The organism is Tenacibaculum finnmarkense, assembly GCF_900239185.1.
Classification (GTDB): domain Bacteria; phylum Bacteroidota; class Bacteroidia; order Flavobacteriales; family Flavobacteriaceae; genus Polaribacter; species Polaribacter finnmarkensis.
On record NZ_OENA01000038.1, the window covers coordinates 171,634 to 191,844 of the forward strand.

The 20,211-nt window shown below is 30.5% G+C and carries 17 protein-coding genes; 1 reads left to right on the forward strand and 16 read right to left on the reverse strand.

Translation table 11 applies throughout. From position 1 onward, the window contains the following. Nucleotides 1-13: 13 nt before the first annotated feature. The 15 genes from AQ1689_RS04640 to AQ1689_RS04710 all read right to left on the reverse strand — a co-directional run bounded on the left by AQ1689_RS04640 (nucleotide 14) and on the right by AQ1689_RS04710 (nucleotide 16,425). On the reverse strand, nucleotides 14-1,801 hold the full coding sequence (locus AQ1689_RS04640; RefSeq protein ID WP_101955324.1) for a tetratricopeptide repeat protein: 1,788 nt from the start codon (nucleotides 1,799-1,801) through the stop codon (nucleotides 14-16). 634 nt (nucleotides 1,802-2,435) lie between these two features. After that, nucleotides 2,436-3,710, reverse strand: coding sequence for a serine--tRNA ligase (gene serS, locus AQ1689_RS04645; RefSeq protein WP_101955325.1), 1,275 nt, complete (start codon nucleotides 3,708-3,710; stop codon nucleotides 2,436-2,438). A 67-nt stretch (nucleotides 3,711-3,777) separates the two neighbouring features. Further along, nucleotides 3,778-4,032, reverse strand: coding sequence for a helix-turn-helix domain-containing protein (locus tag AQ1689_RS13435; protein ID WP_145993606.1), 255 nt, complete (start codon nucleotides 4,030-4,032; stop codon nucleotides 3,778-3,780). A gap of 303 nt (nucleotides 4,033-4,335) precedes the next feature. After that, on the reverse strand, nucleotides 4,336-5,262 hold the full coding sequence (locus AQ1689_RS04655) for a bifunctional riboflavin kinase/FAD synthetase (RefSeq protein WP_101955326.1): 927 nt from the start codon (nucleotides 5,260-5,262) through the stop codon (nucleotides 4,336-4,338). Between the two features lie 116 nt (nucleotides 5,263-5,378). Further along, complete coding sequence (locus AQ1689_RS04660) at nucleotides 5,379-6,014, reverse strand: carbonic anhydrase family protein (RefSeq protein ID WP_058886117.1); 636 nt, start codon at nucleotides 6,012-6,014, stop codon at nucleotides 5,379-5,381. A 75-nt stretch (nucleotides 6,015-6,089) separates the two neighbouring features. Then, nucleotides 6,090-7,676, reverse strand: a complete 1,587-nt coding sequence (locus AQ1689_RS04665) for a SulP family inorganic anion transporter (protein WP_101955327.1) — start codon at nucleotides 7,674-7,676, stop codon at nucleotides 6,090-6,092. An 81-nt stretch (nucleotides 7,677-7,757) separates the two neighbouring features. Then, entirely contained in the window at nucleotides 7,758-8,054 is a 297-nt protein-coding gene (locus AQ1689_RS04670; RefSeq protein ID WP_083501107.1) for a hypothetical protein, read from the reverse strand. A gap of 67 nt (nucleotides 8,055-8,121) precedes the next feature. Continuing rightward, complete coding sequence (locus tag AQ1689_RS04675) at nucleotides 8,122-8,886, reverse strand: SH3 domain-containing protein (RefSeq protein WP_101955328.1); 765 nt, start codon at nucleotides 8,884-8,886, stop codon at nucleotides 8,122-8,124. Beyond that, entirely contained in the window at nucleotides 8,886-10,649 is a 1,764-nt protein-coding gene (locus tag AQ1689_RS04680) for a BatD family protein (protein WP_101955329.1), read from the reverse strand. The genes AQ1689_RS04675 and AQ1689_RS04680 overlap by 1 nt, the downstream gene beginning before the upstream one ends. Before the next feature lie 49 nt (nucleotides 10,650-10,698). Continuing rightward, entirely contained in the window at nucleotides 10,699-11,556 is an 858-nt protein-coding gene (locus tag AQ1689_RS04685; RefSeq protein WP_101955330.1) for a tetratricopeptide repeat protein, read from the reverse strand. Between the two features lie 17 nt (nucleotides 11,557-11,573). Beyond that, nucleotides 11,574-12,617, reverse strand: a complete 1,044-nt coding sequence (locus AQ1689_RS04690) for a vWA domain-containing protein (protein ID WP_101955331.1) — start codon at nucleotides 12,615-12,617, stop codon at nucleotides 11,574-11,576. Between the two features lie 2 nt (nucleotides 12,618-12,619). Continuing rightward, a complete protein-coding gene (locus AQ1689_RS04695) occupies nucleotides 12,620-13,627 on the reverse strand; it encodes a vWA domain-containing protein (RefSeq protein ID WP_101955332.1) in 1,008 nt (335 codons plus the stop codon). Further along, complete coding sequence (locus tag AQ1689_RS04700; RefSeq protein ID WP_101955333.1) at nucleotides 13,614-14,531, reverse strand: BatD family protein; 918 nt, start codon at nucleotides 14,529-14,531, stop codon at nucleotides 13,614-13,616. Before AQ1689_RS04700 ends, AQ1689_RS04695 begins: the two co-directional genes overlap by 14 nt. 32 nt (nucleotides 14,532-14,563) lie before the next feature. Then, nucleotides 14,564-15,427 (reverse strand): DUF58 domain-containing protein, encoded by an 864-nt coding sequence (locus tag AQ1689_RS04705; protein WP_101955334.1) that lies wholly within the window; start codon nucleotides 15,425-15,427, stop codon nucleotides 14,564-14,566. An 8-nt stretch (nucleotides 15,428-15,435) separates the two neighbouring features. Beyond that, complete coding sequence (locus AQ1689_RS04710) at nucleotides 15,436-16,425, reverse strand: AAA family ATPase (protein ID WP_101955335.1); 990 nt, start codon at nucleotides 16,423-16,425, stop codon at nucleotides 15,436-15,438. Between the two features lie 264 nt (nucleotides 16,426-16,689). Here AQ1689_RS04710 and AQ1689_RS04715 point away from each other — a divergent pair, with 264 nt between their 5' ends. Then, nucleotides 16,690-19,257: a TonB-dependent receptor gene (locus AQ1689_RS04715; protein WP_101955336.1), complete on the forward strand. Its 2,568-nt coding sequence runs from the start codon at nucleotides 16,690-16,692 to the stop codon at nucleotides 19,255-19,257. Nucleotides 19,258-19,337: 80 nt separating this feature from the next. On the opposite strand, the gene AQ1689_RS04720 is transcribed toward AQ1689_RS04715, so the two are convergent. After that, nucleotides 19,338-20,129, reverse strand: coding sequence for a UDP-2,3-diacylglucosamine diphosphatase (locus AQ1689_RS04720; RefSeq protein ID WP_101955337.1), 792 nt, complete (start codon nucleotides 20,127-20,129; stop codon nucleotides 19,338-19,340). Nucleotides 20,130-20,211: the final 82 nt, after the last annotated feature.

Consider the following 20,211-nt stretch of genomic DNA (forward strand, 5'->3'; position numbering starts at 1 on the left):
TAATTTTCTTAAATTATAATTGATCTGTTCTTAGTTGTCTAAACTGCTTTCGAGCGTCTATTAAATAGATGCTAGAAGCGTGGTCAAAAATAATCTTTTGATAGTGTTTTTTTGCCTTTTCAGGGTTATTTAATTTCGTGCGATATAATTCAGCCATTTGATAATACACATCATCGATATAAATGCCATTTTTATCTAAAGCAATTATTTTGGTATAATTTAAAATAGCCGCTTCATATTTTTGCTGTTTGATAAAAAGTCCCGCCTGTTTAAACAAGGCTTCGTCTTGAATAGGTTGCCCTTTGTAGTTTGTAATAAGATTTGTTAAAATACTAATTGCTTGTTTATCTTTATTTTGAAATGCTAATAAATCGGCTTTTGCATATTCTTTTAAGCCTGTAGAAACGCTGTCTTTTGGCTGATTATCAGTAATTGTTAAAAATAAATTTGCTGCATCGTTGGCAATTAATTGTGTTGCCGAACCTTTTAAAATTTTTAATTGTGCTTTTGCCCAGGTAAAATCGTTTTTAAAATAGGAAGTTTGCGCTACTTTAAAACGTGCTTCTTGCCCCAAAAAATGATTTTTAAATTGAGTTTGTACTTGCGAAAAGTAAATTAAAGCCTTGTTAAAATTATTGGTGTACACTAAAACTTCGCCAAGTTTGAGTTTTACAGCGGCTTTTTCAAATTTAGAATTGGCAAAAGTTAACACTTTTTGCAGAACTTCAATTGCTTTTTCAGGAGTGTTTTCTGTAAAGGTTAAATAATTAGCATAGGCTATTTGAAGTTCAAAGGTATTTTTATTGATGCCGTATTGACTAAAAATAGCTTGAAATTTTTCAGGAATATCGGGTTGTTTTGTACGAATTGCTATTTTTAAATTATTATTGATTGCCTTAAATTTATCGGTCGGATAATTTGTTTTTTCAATGATAAAGTCAAAGCAGTTTTTTGCAGTTTCATAGTCTTTGTTTTCTAACGAAATTTTACCTAATTGATGTATTTCACTTAAATAATCAGGGTTTCTAGCTACTAAGGCTTTTTGTTGAATTAGGGCTTTAGAATACTGTTTTTGTGTAATAAACAACCAAGAAAGTAAGTCGTTCCAACAATTTTTTGGATTGCTTACCGCTTTTCGTAACAAGGCTTTTTTGAATAATATATTGTTTTCATTTTCAGGGTTTTCATCAATGTATTTACTGGTATAACGCTTTACATTATTCAAGTATTTTTCATCTTTATCGACTAAACTAACGTAGGAATCGAACATTTTTTTAAAATTCCCTTTTTCGCCATAAAGTTGGGCAAGTTGAAAGCCATAATTTGCTTTCGGATTATTTGTTATAATTTTTGTGTAGGCTTCAATGGCAAAATCTAACTTATTATATTCTTTAAAAAGTCGGGCAATTGTAGCGCCGTAATTTCTTTTTTTATCTAAAGAATTTAAGGCGATTTGATATTCTTTATTTGCTTGAATATCCTTTTGTTGTCGTTCAAAATTATAGCCTTTTATGATGTTTAAAAACACCAAATTTGGTTTTTCTTTTATTCTTTCAGATAAAAGAGCATCAGCAACTAAAAACTGATTGGTTTCTTGATAACTGGTTACAAGCCTTTTTAAATACAGGCTATTGTAGGGGCTTTTATTGTGTAATTTTTTATAAAGATGTACTGCTTTTTGGTAGTCGTTATTTCTGAAATAATTTTCAGCGACTATAAATTCATTTTGTTGGGCATGTAATTGTACATTACAAAACAAGCTAAAAATGAGTATATTAAATAGAATAACGGCTTTTTTCATGTATCAAAAATACAGAAGAAAATTGTTCTAATTATGATTTGTGTTTGAAAATTTGCTGTTTTTTTAAGCGAAAAGATATAAATTATTTAGTTAAACTTATACCTCACAGGTTTTAAAAACCTGTGAGGTTTGTTGCTATTGCGAGGAAATTAAATAAATTTAGTTTCTCACATTTTTATTTTTTTTAAACAAGCTCTTAAAATAGTACAAATGCCTAGCCCCGATTGACGCATTTGTTTGAGCTCTTTTTTATTTTTTTCTTTTGAAAAATAAAAAAAGCGAGTGCGGAAAGCGGGAAATTGCTTCAAAAAAATAGTTTATAACTAAAAAACCGAATTCGTTAAAGATATTTTATTTCAGTTTTACATCCTGATTTGTCACAATTTTGTCAATTCGAGTGATTTTAATGACTAGAAGGAATTAAAATTGTATCGAGAATTTTATTTTGATTGATTTTGATGCTAAAAAGTTCTCGATACAATTTTTTTGAAGGAAAAAAAATCACTCGAACTGACAGGGTATTTGTAAATTTTTGTAATAAAATTTAAACAAGCTCTAAAGGCATTTAAAAACCCCAAGTTTTCAACAAAGAAACTTGGGGTTTACTATTTTATAAAAGTATATTTTTTAATGATTAATCAATCATATCAAAACCACAATAAGGAACTAAGGCATCAGGAATTTTAATTCCGTCAGCTGTTTGATAATTCTCTAAAATACCCGCTAAAACTCTAGGTAAAGCTAAAGAACTTCCGTTTAAAGTATGCACTAATTGACTTTTTCCTTCTTTGTTTTTAAAACGTAATTTTAAACGATTTGCTTGATAGGTTTCAAAATTTGAAGCCGAACTAATTTCTAACCAACGCTCTTGAGCTGTTGAATATAATTCGAAATCGAAAGTTAAAGCCGATGTAAAACCTGTATCGCCACCGCATAAACGTAAAATACGATATGGTAATTTTAAATCGCGTAAAATATCTTTAATATGTTCAACCATTTCGCTTAAAACATGGTACGAATTATCAGGGTGTTCAATGCGAACAATTTCTACTTTATCAAACTGATGTAAACGATTCAACCCACGAACATGTGCGCCATAACTACCAGCTTCTCTACGGAAACAAGGCGTATAACCTGTGTATTTAATTGGTAAATCGGTTTCTTTTAGTAAATCATTTCTGTGGATATTGGTAATTGGTACTTCACCGGTTGGAATTAAATATAAATCATCTACCGTTGAATGATACATTTGTCCTTCTTTATCTGGTAATTGCCCTGTTGCAATTCCTGAAGCTTCGTTAACTAAATGAGGAACTTGAACTTCTTTATAGCCAGCATCTGTATTTTTATCTAAAAAATAGTTGATTAAAGCACGTTGTAAACGAGCCCCTTTTCCTTTGTAAACAGGAAAACCTGCACCGGTAATTTTTGTACCTAATTCAAAATCAATAATATCATATTTTTTAGCTAATTCCCAGTGAGGTAAAGCGTTTTCGCCTAAATCAGGAATAATTCCTTCGCTAAAAATTTTCTCGTTGTCTTCTTCACTTTTTCCTGCTTTTACAGAGGCGTGAGGAATATTCGGAATTTGATATAATAATTCTTGTAATTTATCAGAAATGCTATTTAAATCTTCTGTAAATTGTTTTGAATCTTCTTTTAACTGCCCTGTTTTTTCTTTTAATAAATTGGCTTTTTGAATTTCGCCTGCTTTAAAAAAACCACCAATTTCTTTGGATATTTTGTTTGATTCAGCTAATACATTATCTAAAGAAACCTGTGTAGCTCTACGAGTTTCATCAAAAGTTAATACTTGATTAATAATTGTTTCGGCATTGGCAAAATTACGTTTTGCTAAACCGTCTAAAACAACTTGTTTGTTGTCTCTAATAAACTGAACCTGTAACATCTTTTTGTTTTTTTTAAGAACTGCTAAGATATAAGAAGCCGTACACTTAAACAACCTGTTTTTGAAGCTAAATTTGTTCTAGCATGATAAAAAAATCTAACATGGTTATATTGAAGTAGTCGCATATTTTTTCGAGTGTGAGTATTGTTATATTAGTTCTTCCTTGTTCAATTCTAGCTAAATGAATGCCTGTATCAATATAAAAATCATTAGAACTAATTCCATTTTTACTGCGTAATATTTTAAGACAAAGCACCATTTTTTTTAGGATTATCTCTTCTTTGGAGAGTATCATTTTTTCACATAAAATTCTAAAAAACATATTAAAGTAAAATGACAACTATGTCATTTTACTTTAATATGAATGCTTTAATTTTGTATCAGTAAAAAATAACCTAATAAGAGTTGTATTTAAGAGTTATCTTTTTTATATCAAGAAGGGGGTGTATTAAAATTTAGCTCTTGACGCAACTTTTTGTTTTAAGGGAAATCTAATATAGGTTTAATCTTTTGTTAAATAGGTTTTTTGGGGTTTTCAAGAGGTTACGCTTAAAAGTTGTTTTTAATTCAGATGTTTTGGGAGGGGCGTTATTATTAATTTAGCTTTTGGCGTAATTTCTCAAGCTTATTTTTTTAAATACTCTAAACTAATATCTTTATCCTTTTCAAGTTGGATAACCAAATCGTTTAAAGAATCAAATTTTTGCTCATTTCTTAAAAAATACAATAATTCTACAGTAATATTTTGATGATATAAATCGGCTTTAAAATCAAAGAAATGTACTTCAATACTTTGGTTTTTTCCGTTAACTGTTGGTCTGTTTCCAATGTTCATCATTCCAAAAACACTCTTGTTTTCAATAGTTGATTTTACAATATATACACCTGTTTTAGGAATTAATTTATAAGATTCAGGAATTTCAATATTTGCTGTAGGAAAGCCTATTTTTCTGCCTAGCTGTTTTCCTTTAACTACTTTTCCTGATAAAGAAAACGGCGTTCCTAAATAATTATTGGCTGTTTTTAAGTGTCCGTCTGCAAGATTTTTTCTGATTTTTGTAGAGCTTACCGAAACTTGGTCAATATCTTGCGCCGGAATTTCTTCAACAGTAAAATTATATAAATGAGAATATTCTGTTAATTGGGCTATATTTCCTTCTCTATTTTTACCAAAATGATGGTCGTAACCAATAATTAATTTTGAAGTATTAAATTGATTTACCAAAATTGTACGTACAAAATCTAGGGCGGTAAGTCTTGAAAATTCTTTGCTAAAAGGGTGAATAATTAAATAGTCTAAGCCTAATTTTTCAAGATATGCAGCACGTTCATCTATGGTATTTATCAATTTAATAGTAACATCTTTTTGCAATACCATTCTAGGATGCGGAAAAAAAGTTAAAAGCACCGATTTTTTACCAGATGTTTTTGCTTCGGCAACCAATTTTCGAATTATTTTTTGATGTCCTATATGTACGCCGTCAAAAGTTCCAATAGTTACAATTGTTTTTTGCGTTGGCTTAAAATCAAAAATGGAATGGATAATTTTCAAGATAAAATTTTTTGTAAAAATACAATTTGTAAAAGAGCTTTAAAAGGTTGATTAAATTTTATTAACTAAAAAAGCCGAGATAGGAGTCTCGGCTTTTTTAATAGTGGGTATTAATATTACAACATACTTACTTTTCCGCTGCTAATATGGTAAACTCCTCCTACAATTTTAATTTCACCAGCTTGCTCCATTTCATTTAAAATAGGGCTCTTTTCTCTGATTCGTTGAATTGTTAAACTTACATTGTTTTCAATGGTTTTATTAACAAATTCGGTGTTTGATGAATTATGATCACCAGTAATTTCTTTTTCTGATTTTTTTACAGCTGGTTGAATATTACTTAACATAGATGTAATATTTCCTAATTCTACATGATCGCAGGCTGCTTTAATTGCACCGCAACTTTCATGACCTAGCACAAAAATTAACTTACTTCCTGCTACTTTACATGAATATTCCATGCTTCCTAAAATATCAGTATTTTCAAAATTTCCAGCAACTCTAGCTACAAAAACATCGCCAATAGTTTGATCAAAAATTAATTCAACAGGTACTCTTGAGTCAATACATGAAAGTACAATTGCTTTTGGATGCTGACCATCTGTTGTTTGAGTAATTAAGGCTTTATGGTCTATGGTGTGAACTTCATCTCTAATAAAACGTGAATTTCCTTCGATAAAATCTTGTAACACAATCATTGGTGTTAATTTGTCTTGAGCGTCTTTTGTTAGTGCTTTATTTCTGTGTGGCATAATTTTTTTATTTTTTAAAATCGTCTTTTATATTTTTTATTAAGAGTACACATTTTTTTAAATATAAACGTGTATTTAAATAGTATTTTTTTTAGTTCTTAAATTAAAAAACTCAATATAACTCGGCGGATTTTTTACAATACCTCTTTCTGATATTAATTGAATATCTATATTTCTTTCTTTGGCTTTAAAAGCAAAATCTTCTAAAATTTCGATGATATCATTATCTAAATATCGTGTTTTTCGAACATCTAATTCTAAAAAAGTTTCTTTAGGTAAGCTGTCTAGTTCTTTTAAAATAGCTCCTTTGTTAAAAAAAGTAACTTCTTCTGCAAGTGTCATTTTAATTTTGTGCTTACCATTACTTTTATCTTCAATATGTAAAAAGTGTGAGTTTTGAAAACTTTTAATTAAAATAACCACAATTCCTACTGTTAATCCTAAGGCGATACCTACTAATAAATCGGCAAATACAATACCTATTACTGTTACTGTAAAAGGTATCCATTGTTTCCATCCTAGTTGAAATATTTCTTTAAAAACCTTTGGTTTCGCTAAGTTATATCCTACAACTAATAAAATTGCCGCTAAAACAGATAGTGGAATTTTATTTAATAAAGTAGGAATTAAAAGTACTGAAATTAATAATAAAAATCCATGAATTATTGTCGCTAACTTTGTTTTTCCTCCTGATTGAATATTTGCAGAACTTCTTACAATAACCTGTGTAATTGGCAAACCACCAATAAGCCCAGAAATAATATTCCCTGTTCCTTGCGCTAACAATTCTCTATTTGTTGGTGTTACATTTTTATCTGGATCTATTTTATCTGATGCCTCCACACATAATAATGTTTCTAAACTTGCTACTAAAGCAATAGTAAAAGCAGTAACCCAAACTTGTGGATTTGTAATAGCGCTAAAATTAGGAAAGCTAAACTGCCCTAAAAAAGAATCTAAACTATCAGGTACTGGTACGCTTACTAAATGTGCTGGGTTTATACCATATTTAGTATTTTGAATTGTAATAAAATAATACACAATACCTGCAACAACTGCTACTAAAGGACCTTGTATTATTTGAAATATTTTTCCTTTTTTAGATAAAACAGTACTCCATAGTAATAATATCACTAAACCAATAAACCCAATGATTGTAGCGCCTAGGTTAATATTATCAACAATATTTAAAATAGCAGAAAAGGTGTTTTCACCAGAAGCCTCTATAAAACTATCGGCTCCTTCAGGCTCTGAATCGTAGCCAAAAAAGTGAGGGATTTGTTTTAAAATAATAATAATACCAATACCTGTTAACATTCCTTTAATTACTGATGAAGGAAAATAATACCCAATAATTCCAGCCTTTAAAAAACCAAAAATCACCTGAATAACTCCTCCTAAAACTACGGCAACTAAAAAGTTTTCATAGCCACCTAAAGTACCAATAGCGGTTAATACAATAGCTGCTAAACCTGCTGCCGGACCACTAACTCCAATTTTAGAGCCACTTAAAGCCCCTACAACAACACCACCAATTATACCTGCAATTAATCCAGAAAATAAGGGTGCGCCACTAGCTAATGCAATACCTAAACACAAAGGTAATGCAACGAAAAATACGACTACACTTGCTGGTAAATCGTTTTTAATATATTTGAACATATATATAAGTAATTTGCCTCTAAGCTTTATAAACTTAGAGTTGTTTTTAATAATAAATAATTTTTTTGTACTGCTTAGAAATTAAATAGCAAACTTTGGTGGAGGAGTGGTGGTCTTTAAATATTGAGAAACATAATTTTTAGAATGAAAAATTACAATTTCTATTTTTTGAGTTTTTCTGAAAAATAAATTTAAATCAGCGGTTTGATACAGTTTCAACTCTTTAGAGGTTTCCTCTACAGTGCTTTCTTCTTCCTCTTCGTTTAAGTCTAAAAAAATGGTAACATCTTGGCTGCTATCAATTAAAGTTATAATTGTAGGTGCAGCAATCATGCTCATAAATAAGATAGAGAAAAAAAGTGCAATTTTTACTTTCAACTGATTAAGTTTAATTTAAGAGATACAAAAATAAGAAAGGTTTTTTAATTTATGAGTTAAATTATAGCTAATAATTATGTAACAACTTAACTGAGCTGCTAATAACCCACCCTGTTTTTCCGTCAGATAATTTTATTTTATTCCAATTATCAACAGTGTCAATAACTAGAATTTTTGTGCCTTCGTGTAGTGTGAATAGTCTATCGGCATCATTTGTAGGCGCATTTTTTACTGTCATTTTTTCTGAAAAAACAATCGCTTTAACCTTGTTTTTTGATTGATTGTATTGAAAATTGGCAATACTTAAAGTAATTATTAATAGTAAAAAAGAGATTATACTAGTTGCAAAAAACACCCTTTTTTTGCTTGGAGTGTATGAAAAATAGTACAAAACAACTAAAATACTCGCTAAAAAAGACAGTATAACTACAAAAACAGCCCAGGTGTTATAGGTGAATTTTTGTAATACATTGTAATTTATCCTTTGTAAAAAAGTAAGCGGTAATTCTTCAATTCTATCTAAAGTTAAACGTTTTGCGATGTTTAAATTATTTCTAGCATCGCTATTTAATGGGTTTAATTGAAGTGCTTTTTCATAATTATAAATAGCAGGCGCTACTTTATGCAACTTATGATAGGCGTTCGCTAAATTAAAATGCACTTCAGAACAAACGACATTTTTACTGCTTTCAATTTGTTTATAAACCTTAATAGCATCAATATATTTACCTTCTTTGTATAAAGAATTGGCGTTTTCAAACAATTTATCCGCAGTTTGTGCTAATAAAATATTCGGTATTAAAAACAATAGTAATACAATACATTTTCTCATTATAATTGCTTGTCTAATTGAGTAATAATTTGTGTTGCTTTTTGGTATTCTTCGGTCATTTGCAGGTTTGTAATTGGCGTATATCGTGCAAAATCACAATCGGATAAAACAGTTATAAAGCTTTTAATAGTAGCCTTATCAACCTTTTTTTCTTGAAGTAAATCGGTAATTTTTTCACTACTAATATCCGTTGTTTCTATCTGTAGTTTTGCTTTTAAATAATTGTGTAACGCTCTTTCTAAAGCCTCATAAAAAGCTTCTTTTTCACCTAATTCCTTCTTTGCTTCCGATAAGTATTTTTTAGCTAATTTATCTGCCTTTCGTTGTTTATTTCCTACAATATCACCATTTCGTTCTTGTTTTTTCTTAGCGATAAAAATGCTAATAGGAATGGCTAAGACTGGTAATAATAGCAATACATAAAACCAAATAGATTTAAAAAAATCGGTGCTTTTTAAAGGTTGAAAACTTGTTGAAGTTTGAATATATTTAAAATCATCACCAGTAATTTCAACGGGTTTTTTATTTAAATCGCCCGATTTTTTGGTAGCAGGTAATGTTTTTCCTTCTAAAATAGCTACAAATAAATCATCAGTAATAATGGTTTTATAGGCTTTTTTCTTCGGATTAAAATAAGAAAAACTCGTTTTCGGAATTTTGTATTTTCCTTTATACTCAGGTACTACGGTATAAATATCGGCAACTTCTCCTTTTAAACCTGTTGAAGTAATGCTAACATTTTCTTTTCTTTCAGGCTGATAAATTTCAAGTTCTTCAGGCGTTTCTATCTTCGGAAGTTCAAATAATTTTAAATTCCCTTGCCCACGAACAGCTACTTTTAGCAAAGAAGATTCATTCGCTTTTAAAGTGTTTTTATTTAAGGAAACATTAAAATTAAATTCACCAACGGCACCTGTAAAATTTTCAGGTTTATTTTCAAGAGGTAAGGGTTTCGCATTCACTATTTTTTTAGCCGAAGAAAAGTCTTTACGAACTTGTTTTGTCATGGAATTTCCAAAAAAATCGGCACGACCCGTAGGAACCGCCACCACAATATCCATTTTCATAGGATTTAGGGTTAGTTTTCCATCTCTAGTAGGTATAAGAAACGCTTTGTGCATAACGGCATATCGGTAACGTTCACCATTATAGGTACCTATTTGCACGGGTGTTCCATTTCTTTTAATTTCTTGATTCCAAAACCCATTATATTGCGGATTCTTGGTAATAGCATGGTCGTAAATACCGATATTTTCACTAAAATATAATCGGTATTCAACATAAATACCTTCGCCAACATAAGGTTGAGAATTTGAAATTTGCGCTACTAAATGTATATTTTGTTGCGCAATATAATTAGGATCGTTAGGATCTTTAGGAACTTCAACAGTACTTAAAACGGTAATTTTTACAATGTTTGACTTTACTATTTCTCCGTCTATTTCTATTGTTGCAGCAGGAATATTGTATGTCCCCTTAGCTTTGGGTTCAATAATATAGGTGTATGATTTTTTAAAGGATGATTTACCATTTATCCAAGATTGACTAACCGATTGGCTAGGTCCTCCAACAACTTTAAAGTTTTTAAAGTTAGGTGGTGTAAAGTTATCGGCACCTTGTTGGCTAATGGTAAATTCTATACGCAAACGTTGGTTAACGCCTAATTTATTTTTACTAACGCTTGTTTTTAATACTGATTCTTGCGCATTAATAGCAAATGTTATAAAGCAGCTTAATAAAGCGATATATAGTTTTAATTTCATATTCATTTTCAAAAACGTAAAAATTAGTAAGGTTTTAAAAGTTGGAAAATTACCAATCTTTTTCTTGTTTTACTTTTCTTCCTTTCGATTTTTTCACATTCATTTTCTTTTGAGTCTTCTTCTCTTCATTATTTAAGCTTTCCAACAATTGTTTCATTTGTTGAGCAGACATTTTTGCCTGTTTAGGCTGTGGCTTTTTAGCGTCTTTTTTCGGATCATCTTTCTTCTTTTGATTATTCTGATCGTCTTTTTTATCTTTATCGTCGCCTTCTTTGTTCTTGTCTTTTTCCTTGTCTTTCTCTTTATTTTTATCGTCTTCTTTCTTATCCTTTTTATCTTTGTCGTCGCCTTTTTTGTCTTTATCTTTTTTATCCTTGTCTTTATTTTCTTTGTCGTCCTTCTTATCCTTATTGTCTTTGTTATCCTTATTATTTTTCTTGTCTTGCTGTTCTTTCTTTAATTTCTTTTTAGCAACAGCAAGGTTATAACGTGTTTCATCGTCATTCGGATTTTTACGCAACGCATTTTTATAAGCATCCACCGCAGGTTGATACTGTTTTTGCTCCATCATAGCATTTCCTATATTATGATATGCGGCTGCTTTTGATAATTTATCGGTAGCAGTTTTAGCAGTAAGTTCAAATTGTTCTACGGCTTCTTTGTATTTTTTTTGTTGATATAAAGTATTACCAAAATTATAACTTGCTTTATCGTAAGTACTATTTTTATCTAATGCTTTACGGTATAAAATACTAGCATCATCAAATTTTTGTTTATTGTAAAGCTTGTTTCCTTTACGTAACAAAGCCCTTGATTCTCGTTGTAATTTTAACGTGTCTATTTGTGCGGATGCCTGTATAGTCATCAGTATAAAAAGTACAAATAGTATATTTTTTGAATGTTTCATTTTCTATAAAATAGCCGTTACGACTCTTTTTCGTTAAACAAATCTGCTTTTTTAACCCATTTTGTTTTTCTTTCGAAGAAAAATAAATCGATTATTAAAAATAATAACCCAATTCCTAAAAACCATTGAAACTGATCTTTATAATCAGAAAATTGTTTGGTTTCAAATTCACTTTTTTGAGCATTCGTTATAATTTTTTCGATAGCATTCACAGGATTTGACGTTTTATTTCCATCGATATATTTTCCTTGGGAAGCTTCAGCAATATCTTGTAAAACATCCGATTTTCTTTTGGTGATAACCGTCTGTTCTTGATTATCTTTTTTATAACCAACTAGTGCACCGTTTCTTTTTATCGGAATTGGAGCTCCTTTTTCTGTTCCAACACCAATTGTATATACTTTTACGCCTTCATTTGAAATATTTTGGGCAAGTTGTTTTGTTTCTTCTTGATGATCCTCTCCATCAGAAATAACAATTAAAAAACGATTCGTTTGTTCATCATTATTATAATAGGTTTTAGCTAAATTTAATGCTTCATTAATAGCAGTTCCTTGGCTTGAAACCATATCAGGATTGGCATTTTGTAAAAACATTTTAGCCGCCGCATGATCCGTAGTAATTGGTAATAACGGATAGGCATTTCCTGCATAAATAATAATACCAATTCTATCGCTACCTAATTTATCAATAATTTTTGAAATGATTTGTTTAGCTTTCTCTAACCTGTTTGGAGCAATATCTTCTGCTAGCATACTTTTAGAAACATCTAAAGCAAAAACTACATCAACACCTTCTCTTTTTACGGTTTTCAGTTTTGTTCCCATTTTAGGATTTACTAACGAAACAATTAAAAAAGAGATTCCTATTAAGAAGAAAATCAATTTTAAAACCGATTTAAAAGTAGATGAATTTGGTGCGATTTTAGCTAACATTTTTGCGTTAGTAAACTTTTTTTGAGTGCGTTTTTTCCACCATAAAACAAATAAGAAAACAACAATTAATATCGGAATAATTGCAAATAGCCAAAAATATATCGGTTCTTCTAATCGGTATAACATGTTTATATAAAACTTTTAAATAGTGTGTTTTTCAATAAAAATTCTAATAATAAAAAGATACCTGCAATAAATACCAATAATCGGTAATTTTCGGTGTAATTATAATATTTGAATTCTTCTATTTTTGTTTTTTCTAGCTTATTAATTTCGCTATAAATGGCTTTTAATTTAGAGTTATCGGTTGCTCTAAAGTATTTACCATCTGTTTCTTTTGCGATATGTTTTAATAACTTTTCGTCTATTTCTACTTGTTGATTTCTAAAAGAAATTTTTCCAGTTCGAGGATCTTTTGCCCAAGGAAAAGGTGCCATTCCGTTTGTACCAATACCGATTGTATATACTTTAATTCCGTTTCCTTTGGCTAATTCGGTTGCCGTTTTCGGATCTACAAAACCAGCATTATTTACACCATCGGTTAAAAGAATAATCACTTTACTTTTGGCTTTGCTTTCTTTTAGTCTATTTACGGCAGAACCTAAGCCCATACCAATAGCTGTTCCGCCATCTAACTGACCCCATTTAATTTCAGAAATTGTTCTTTTTACAATCGATTTATCGCTAGTAATTGGCGTTTGAGTAAAACTTTCACCTGCATAAACAACAATTCCAATTCTGTCATTTGGTCTGCGATTTACAAAATCAACAGCCACTTTTTTCAGCGCTTCTAATCTATTAGGTTTTAAATCTTTTGCCAACATACTAGCCGATACATCAATTGCCATAACAATATCAATCCCTTTATTCGATTTTGTTTTTTTACTTACGGCTACATTTCTGGGTCTTGCTAAACCAACGATTAAACAAGCTAATGCAAGTAATCTGAAAATATATAATAATGGTTTTAGTTTTGGTAAAATTCCGCCATTTATTTTAAATCCTTTTACACTTGAAATGGTTAATTGTGCGCTGTCTTTTTTTCTAGAATAAAAATTCCAAAAAGCCAATAAAGGTATCAATATTAGCAACCATAAAAATTCAGGACTATGAAACTCAAAGTTATTCCACTTCATCTTCTATTGCTTCTTTTTTAGGTTTTAAATTATCGATAATGCTTTTAGCATCTTTACGATCTTGTTCAATTTGATAATCCATCGGTTTCGATTTTGCAAACTTTACTAAATCCGATTCTTGTAATAATTTTTTTAACTTATCGATAGTTTCTTTATTTGTTTCAATCGATTTTATGTTGTTAAAATCATTTAAAACATCCATTAATTCATCGGTTGTAATTTCTAAAGCGGGTAATTTTAATTCTCTTTCAATATATCCTCTAATAATATTTGTCAGTTCGCTATAGTATTTTTTTGTTTCATTATTTTGCCATAATAATTTTTTATCTAAAGCTTGTAATTTTTCAATAGCTTCTTCATACGGAGGCAATAATGGAACAATAGTTTTTTCTTTAATTTCTTTTTTCTTTCTGATAATAAAATAATAGAGTAGTGCTCCAATTAAAATAAGTAATGCTACTACCCACCAAAAATACTGTTCAAAATCATTATATTGATATCCTTCAGTTTTGATTCCTTTGATATCAAATTTTTTAGCTTTTGTTGTATCAATAGCAATTGTGGTTACATTGATAAGTAAACTATCGGTTAAATAAGCTTGGTTTTTAATAAAAATTTGTTGTTGTGGAATGTAAAAAGCACCACTATCAAAACCAGTTAAAATATATTTTTGAATTATTTTATTATTGATTTTTTCAATTTTTAAAGAATCAACAACTTCTAATCCTTTTAAATTTTCTAATTTAGGAATGATAACATTTTCAGTTTCATTTACTAAAATTTTATATTGAAATTGCTCACCAATACGAATATTAGTAGTATCAATTTCAACTTGTACTTTGTCTGATTGTGAAAAACCAACGCAATATATCAGTAGGAATATGTAAAATAATGTAGCTCTCATTTTTTTATGCTGTCAATTAAAATAGGCAATGATTATTTTCGTTTAAAATAGCCTAATAAACTTTTCACGTAGTTTTCATCTACTCGAGTATTAATAGTTCCTGAGCCACTTTTCTTAAAAGTAGTTTCAAAATAATCGGCTAATCGCAAAGCGTTTTCTTTGTATTGATTTCTAACAGATGTAGAACTTGTGTTTACTAAATGAGTATCACCTGTTTCAGCATCTTGCATTGGCACCATTCCTAAATTAGGAATTTCCTCATCATGTTTATCATAAATTCGAATACCAGTTACATCGTGTTTTTTACCAACAAGTTTTAAAGTACGTTCATAATCATCATCCATAAAATCCGAAAGCACAAAAACAATAGCTTTCTTTTTGGTGATGCTCGATAAAAACTTTAAAGCCTCATTAATATTTGTTTGTTTGCTTTTTGGTTTAAATTCGATTAATTCTCGAATAATTCTCAGCACATGACTTTTTCCTTTTTTAGGAGGAATATAAAGTTCCATTTGATCAGAAAATAAAATCAAACCAACATTATCATTATTTTTGGTAGCCGAAAAAGCCAATGTCGCGGCAATTTCGGTAATGGTATCTTTTTTAAATTGATTAGAAGTACCAAAAAATTCCGAACCAGAAATATCAACAAGCAACATCATGGTTAGCTCTCGTTCTTCTTCAAAAACTTTAATATGAGCTTCGTTATAACGTGCTGTAACATTCCAATCAATCGCTCTAATATCATCACCATATTGATATTGACGGACTTCCGAGAAAGTCATACCACGCCCTTTAAAAGTAGAGTGGTATTCTCCACCAAAAATATGGTTAGACAATCGACGTGTCTTTATTTCTATTTTACGAACTTTTTTTAGTAATTCTTTGGTGTCCATATTTTTTATTAAGGCACTTGTACTTCATTAATTATAGCATCAATAATATCCATAGAGGTAATGTTTTCAGCTTCTGCTTCATAGGTAATTCCAACCCTGTGACGTAAAACATCGTGTACAATGGCACGAACATCTTCAGGAATAACATAGCCTCTTTGTTTAATAAAAGCGTAGCATTTTGCAGCTTTTGCTAAGTTGATACTTCCACGAGGCGAAGCTCCAAAGCTAATTAAGGGTTTTAATCTTTCTAAATTATATTTTTCAGGATAACGAGTTGCAAAAATAATATCTAAAATATATTTTTCAATTTTTTCATCCATATAAACCTCGTTTGCAACCTTACGAGCTCTTAAAATATCATCTACAGAAATTACTGGATTTACCGTACCAAAACTTCCGTTTAAATTTTGACGCATAATTAATTGTTCGTCTTCAATTTTTGGATAATCAATAACTGTTTTTAACATAAAACGGTCAATCTGAGCTTCAGGAAGTGTGTAAGTTCCTTCTTGTTCTACCGGATTTTGCGTTGCCATTACTAAAAATGGTTCTTGCAGTTTAAAAGTAGTATCGCCAATAGTAATTTGACGTTCTTGCATCGCTTCTAATAATGCAGATTGTACTTTAGCAGGCGCACGGTTAATTTCATCAGCTAAAACAAAATTTGCAAAAATAGGTCCTTTTTTAATGGTAAACTCATTTTGTTTTACGTTGTAAATCATGGTTCCTACAATATCGGCAGGTAATAAATCGGGTGTAAACTGAATACGACTAAAACTACCTTGTACCGCTTTTGATAAAGTATTAATAGCAAGTGTTTTTGCCAAACCAGGCACTCCTTCTAATAAAATATGCCCGTTACCAAGAAGCCCAATAAGTAAGCGCTCAATCATATGTTTTTGCCCAACAATGACTTTATTCATCTCATTGGTTAAAATAGCAACAAAAGCACTTTCTTTTTCGACTTTTTCATTAATAGCTCTTACATCTACATCCATAGTAATTGAAATATTATTATAATTTATGAAACAAAGCTACAATAATAAGGAAATAATAGCTGTTAAAATATGGTTAAAGCTAAAAACTATACTACCGTTATATTATTGATACAATAATGATTATAAAATTAATTTTTTATAGTTATTTTTAGTTAAATAGGTTATTATTGTGAAAAAATTAACTTTTTTAAGAAAAATAATAAAACTATGTTAAACCACCATTTAAGAACACGGAAAACACAAATTATCAGCTGTTTTTTATTGATGACATTAACTACAATAAGCTCAATATTAGCACAAACAATTAAGGGTAAGGTAGTTGATCAAAGCGGGTCAGGAATTCCTTTTGTTAGTGTTTTAAAACAACACACAGTAAACGGGGTAAGCACTAATGAACAAGGAGACTTTTCATTAGATGTTGAAAAAATGCCTGTTACGTTGGTTTTTTCATCCGTAGGATTTACCACATTAACCAAACAAATTACTAAAAACACCTACATAACAGTTGTTTTAAAAGAAGGAAACGTTTTAAATGAAATTATTTTAACAGGAAACCGATCAAAACCACGAACAATTTTAGATTCTGCTGTACCAATCGATAATGTTAGTGTAGGCGAATTACAAGCAACAGGGCAAACAAATATTGATAAAATGTTAATGTATGCAATACCTTCATACAATGCGAGTAGTCAAACGGTTTCAGATGGAACAGCACATTTTGATCCAGCCGATTTAAGAGGTTTAGGACCTAGTAGAACCTTGGTTTTAGTAAACGGAAAACGTAAAAACCAAAGTGCTTTAGTCTATGTAAACGATACACCTGGTAAAGGTGAAGTTGGTGTGGATATGAAAAGTATTCCAACCGCAGCGATTGAACGAGTAGAGGTATTGCGTGACGGTGCATCGGCACAATACGGGTCGGATGCTGTTGCAGGAGTTATCAATATTATTTTAAAGAAAAACACTAAGTTTACGCAGGTAAATGTTACTTCAGGAGTTACTAGCCAAGGCGATGGAGCAAATGTTTCGGCATCAGCGAATCATACGCTTACCTTTGGCGAAGGAGGTTTTTTAAATGCCTCACTTGATTTGAGTTATCAAGATAAAACAAACAGAGCTGGCGAGCCATCAAAGGATGATTTATTTGGCGTAGATAATCAATGGACAAAAGAAAATCCTGCTTTAGGAATGACTATCGGACAGGCAGAAATGAAAAAAGCGGCAATTTTTTTAAATGCTGAATATCCTTTAGATGAAAACACCAAATTATATGCTTTTGGAGGTTTTAACGCTAGGCAAGGAACAAGTTTTGCATTGTATCGTCCGCCATATTGGATTACCAACGATTTTGGTTTATTAACACCAAAAGGAAAAACATACAGCGGTTTTCAACCTACTTTTGAAACAGGAATTCAAGATGTTTTAGTTACCGCAGGAAGTAAATTTATGTTAGGCGAATTCAATGCCGATGCAAGTGCTAGTTACGGTAAAAACTCGGTAGATTACACCATCGGAAATACCATTAATGTTGATTTAGGAGCAAAAAGCCCTACTTCTTTTGATGCAGGAGCCTATGCTTTTAGCAATATTATTGGAAACTTTGATGTAAGTCGTTCTTTTGGAGCTGTAAGTATTGGTTTCGGACTTGAAGGTCGTCAAGAACAATTTGATGTTATTAAAGGAGAAGAAGCTTCTTATTATAAAAGTGGTGCACAATCTTTTCCAGGATTACAACCAAGCAATGCTTTAAGTAAAACAAGAACAAATATTGGCGGATACACCACATTAGATTGGGATATTACTGATAATTTTTTAATAGGAGGAGCTGCTCGTTATGAAGAATATTCAGATTTTGGCGGAAATACTTCTTGGAAAATTAATTCAAGATATAAACTAGGAAGCGCAGCTGTTTTAAGAGGATCTTACGGAACAGGATTTAGAGCGCCCTCATTACACCAAGTATATTTAAGTAATGTACAAACCTTAATTTCTGATGGAAAAATTTCAAATCAAGGAACATTTAACAATGTAAGTTCGGTAATTAAAGGATTAGGCGTTGCCTCTTTATTTGCAGAAACATCTAAAAGTATTTCGGCAGGTTTAACGGTAAAAGCATCGAACGATTTTACAATTTCGTTAGATTATTACAATGTTAAAGTAGCCGATAGAGTTGTTTTTTCAGGAGAAATTGGCGGGAAAGATGACAACGGAATGCCAAATGCATCCGTGCAAAAAGTATTAGATGAAAATAAGGTAACGAGTATCAAATTTTTTATCAATGCGGCATCTACGAAAACTTCAGGTTTTGATTACACGATGCGTTATAAAAATATTGATTTTGCTTCAGGAAAACTAGCCTTAAATTTAGCTTTAAACGTGAATAAAACCAAGTTAGAAGGCGAGGTAAAAACGCCTACTAAATTATCAAATTATAAAAACGCTATTTTTAATAGAAAGGAGCAGTCAAGAATTATTAGCGCCCGACCAAATACCAAAATTTCTTTTGGTACAAATTATAAACGCGATAAATTTAATGCCAATATAAACAACACCTATTTTGGCGAAGTAATTTGGCAACATGCTTCGGATGCTCAAAAAGATCAAACCTTTGGCGGTAAAGTTTTAACCGATATATCTTTAGGATATGAACTTTCAGAGCTAATTTCATTTACAGCACAAGTGAATAATTTATTCAATGTGTACCCAGATACTATTGATACAAAAGGCGATGTAGTAACCGATTTAGGTGGTCGTTTTAAATATCCTTGGGAAGTAAATCAGTTTGGTTTTAGCGGAACAATTTTTAAAGCAGGCGTAACTTTTAAGTTTTAAAACTTATTTAAATTAAGATTTTATTTATATAGAAAAAGCACCTTTTTTAAAGGTGCTTTTTTTTAGAATTTATGATATTTTTATCTATATTCTTTTAACGATAGTGTATCGTTTTCAAAAACGGCATAAGTAAAATATTTAACCCAATCACCGGTATTTATATACATGCTTTTTTCTTGAGGTATTTCTTCGGATGCTTTTTTAGATACGTCAATTTCTAAAGGAAGATGACGGTGTCCGAAAACAAAATAATCGTAATGTTTTGTTTCTAGTTTACGCTTGCAATATTGCACTAGCCATTCTTTATCTTCGCCTAAAAATTTGGCATCATCATCGCCAGAAATCATTTTATTTTTAACCGACATATATTGCCCAATACGAACACCAATATCAGGATGCAACCATTTAAACATAAACTTAAACATCGGAAAAGTAAACACTTTTTTCATTCGTTTGTAGCCTTTGTCGTGTGGTCCTAAACCATCGCCATGCCCTATAAAAACTGTTTTTTGGTTGATGTTAAACACTTGCGGTTTATGATATACAGGAATATTTAATTCTTTTTCAAAATAATCGACCATCCATAAATCATGGTTTCCTACAAAGAAATAAATAGGAATTCCGCTGTCTTTAATTTCGGCAAGTTTCCCTAAAATACGTACAAATCCTTTAGGAACAACGGTTTTATATTCAAACCAGAAATCAAATAAATCGCCTAATAAAAAAATAGCTTCAGCATCGTCTTTTACTTGGTTTAGCCAACCTAGAAATTTTTGTTCTCTAGGAAAACTTTTTTCGGCTGTTGGCGCACCTAAATGCTGATCGGAAGCAAAATAGATTTTTTTATTTGGAGTAGTCGTAATTGTAATCAAAGGTGTAATTTTTGGTAAAAATAACTAATTTGAGGTACTTTTGTTGAATAAAACGATTAATAAATAACGCTTTAACATCAGT

Excerpts from the sequence above, each read along its gene's own strand:
- AQ1689_RS04640 (WP_101955324.1), bottom strand. The coding sequence starts at position 1,801 with ATGAAAAAAGCCGTTATTCTATTTAATATACTCATTTTTAGCTTGTTT.
- serS (WP_101955325.1), bottom strand. The coding sequence starts at position 3,710 with ATGTTACAGGTTCAGTTTATTAGAGACAACAAACAAGTTGTTTTAGAC.
- AQ1689_RS13435 (WP_145993606.1), bottom strand. The coding sequence starts at position 4,032 with ATGTTTTTTAGAATTTTATGTGAAAAAATGATACTCTCCAAAGAAGAG.
- AQ1689_RS04660 (WP_058886117.1), bottom strand. The coding sequence starts at position 6,014 with ATGCCACACAGAAATAAAGCACTAACAAAAGACGCTCAAGACAAATTA.
- AQ1689_RS04665 (WP_101955327.1), bottom strand. The coding sequence starts at position 7,676 with ATGTTCAAATATATTAAAAACGATTTACCAGCAAGTGTAGTCGTATTT.
- AQ1689_RS04675 (WP_101955328.1), bottom strand. The coding sequence starts at position 8,886 with ATGAGAAAATGTATTGTATTACTATTGTTTTTAATACCGAATATTTTA.
- AQ1689_RS04680 (WP_101955329.1), bottom strand. The coding sequence starts at position 10,649 with ATGAAATTAAAACTATATATCGCTTTATTAAGCTGCTTTATAACATTT.
- AQ1689_RS04685 (WP_101955330.1), bottom strand. The coding sequence starts at position 11,556 with ATGAAACATTCAAAAAATATACTATTTGTACTTTTTATACTGATGACT.
- AQ1689_RS04690 (WP_101955331.1), bottom strand. The coding sequence starts at position 12,617 with ATGTTATACCGATTAGAAGAACCGATATATTTTTGGCTATTTGCAATT.
- AQ1689_RS04695 (WP_101955332.1), bottom strand. The coding sequence starts at position 13,627 with ATGAAGTGGAATAACTTTGAGTTTCATAGTCCTGAATTTTTATGGTTG.
- AQ1689_RS04700 (WP_101955333.1), bottom strand. The coding sequence starts at position 14,531 with ATGAGAGCTACATTATTTTACATATTCCTACTGATATATTGCGTTGGT.
- AQ1689_RS04705 (WP_101955334.1), bottom strand. The coding sequence starts at position 15,427 with ATGGACACCAAAGAATTACTAAAAAAAGTTCGTAAAATAGAAATAAAG.
- AQ1689_RS04710 (WP_101955335.1), bottom strand. The coding sequence starts at position 16,425 with ATGGATGTAGATGTAAGAGCTATTAATGAAAAAGTCGAAAAAGAAAGT.
- AQ1689_RS04715 (WP_101955336.1), top strand. The coding sequence starts at position 16,690 with ATGACATTAACTACAATAAGCTCAATATTAGCACAAACAATTAAGGGT.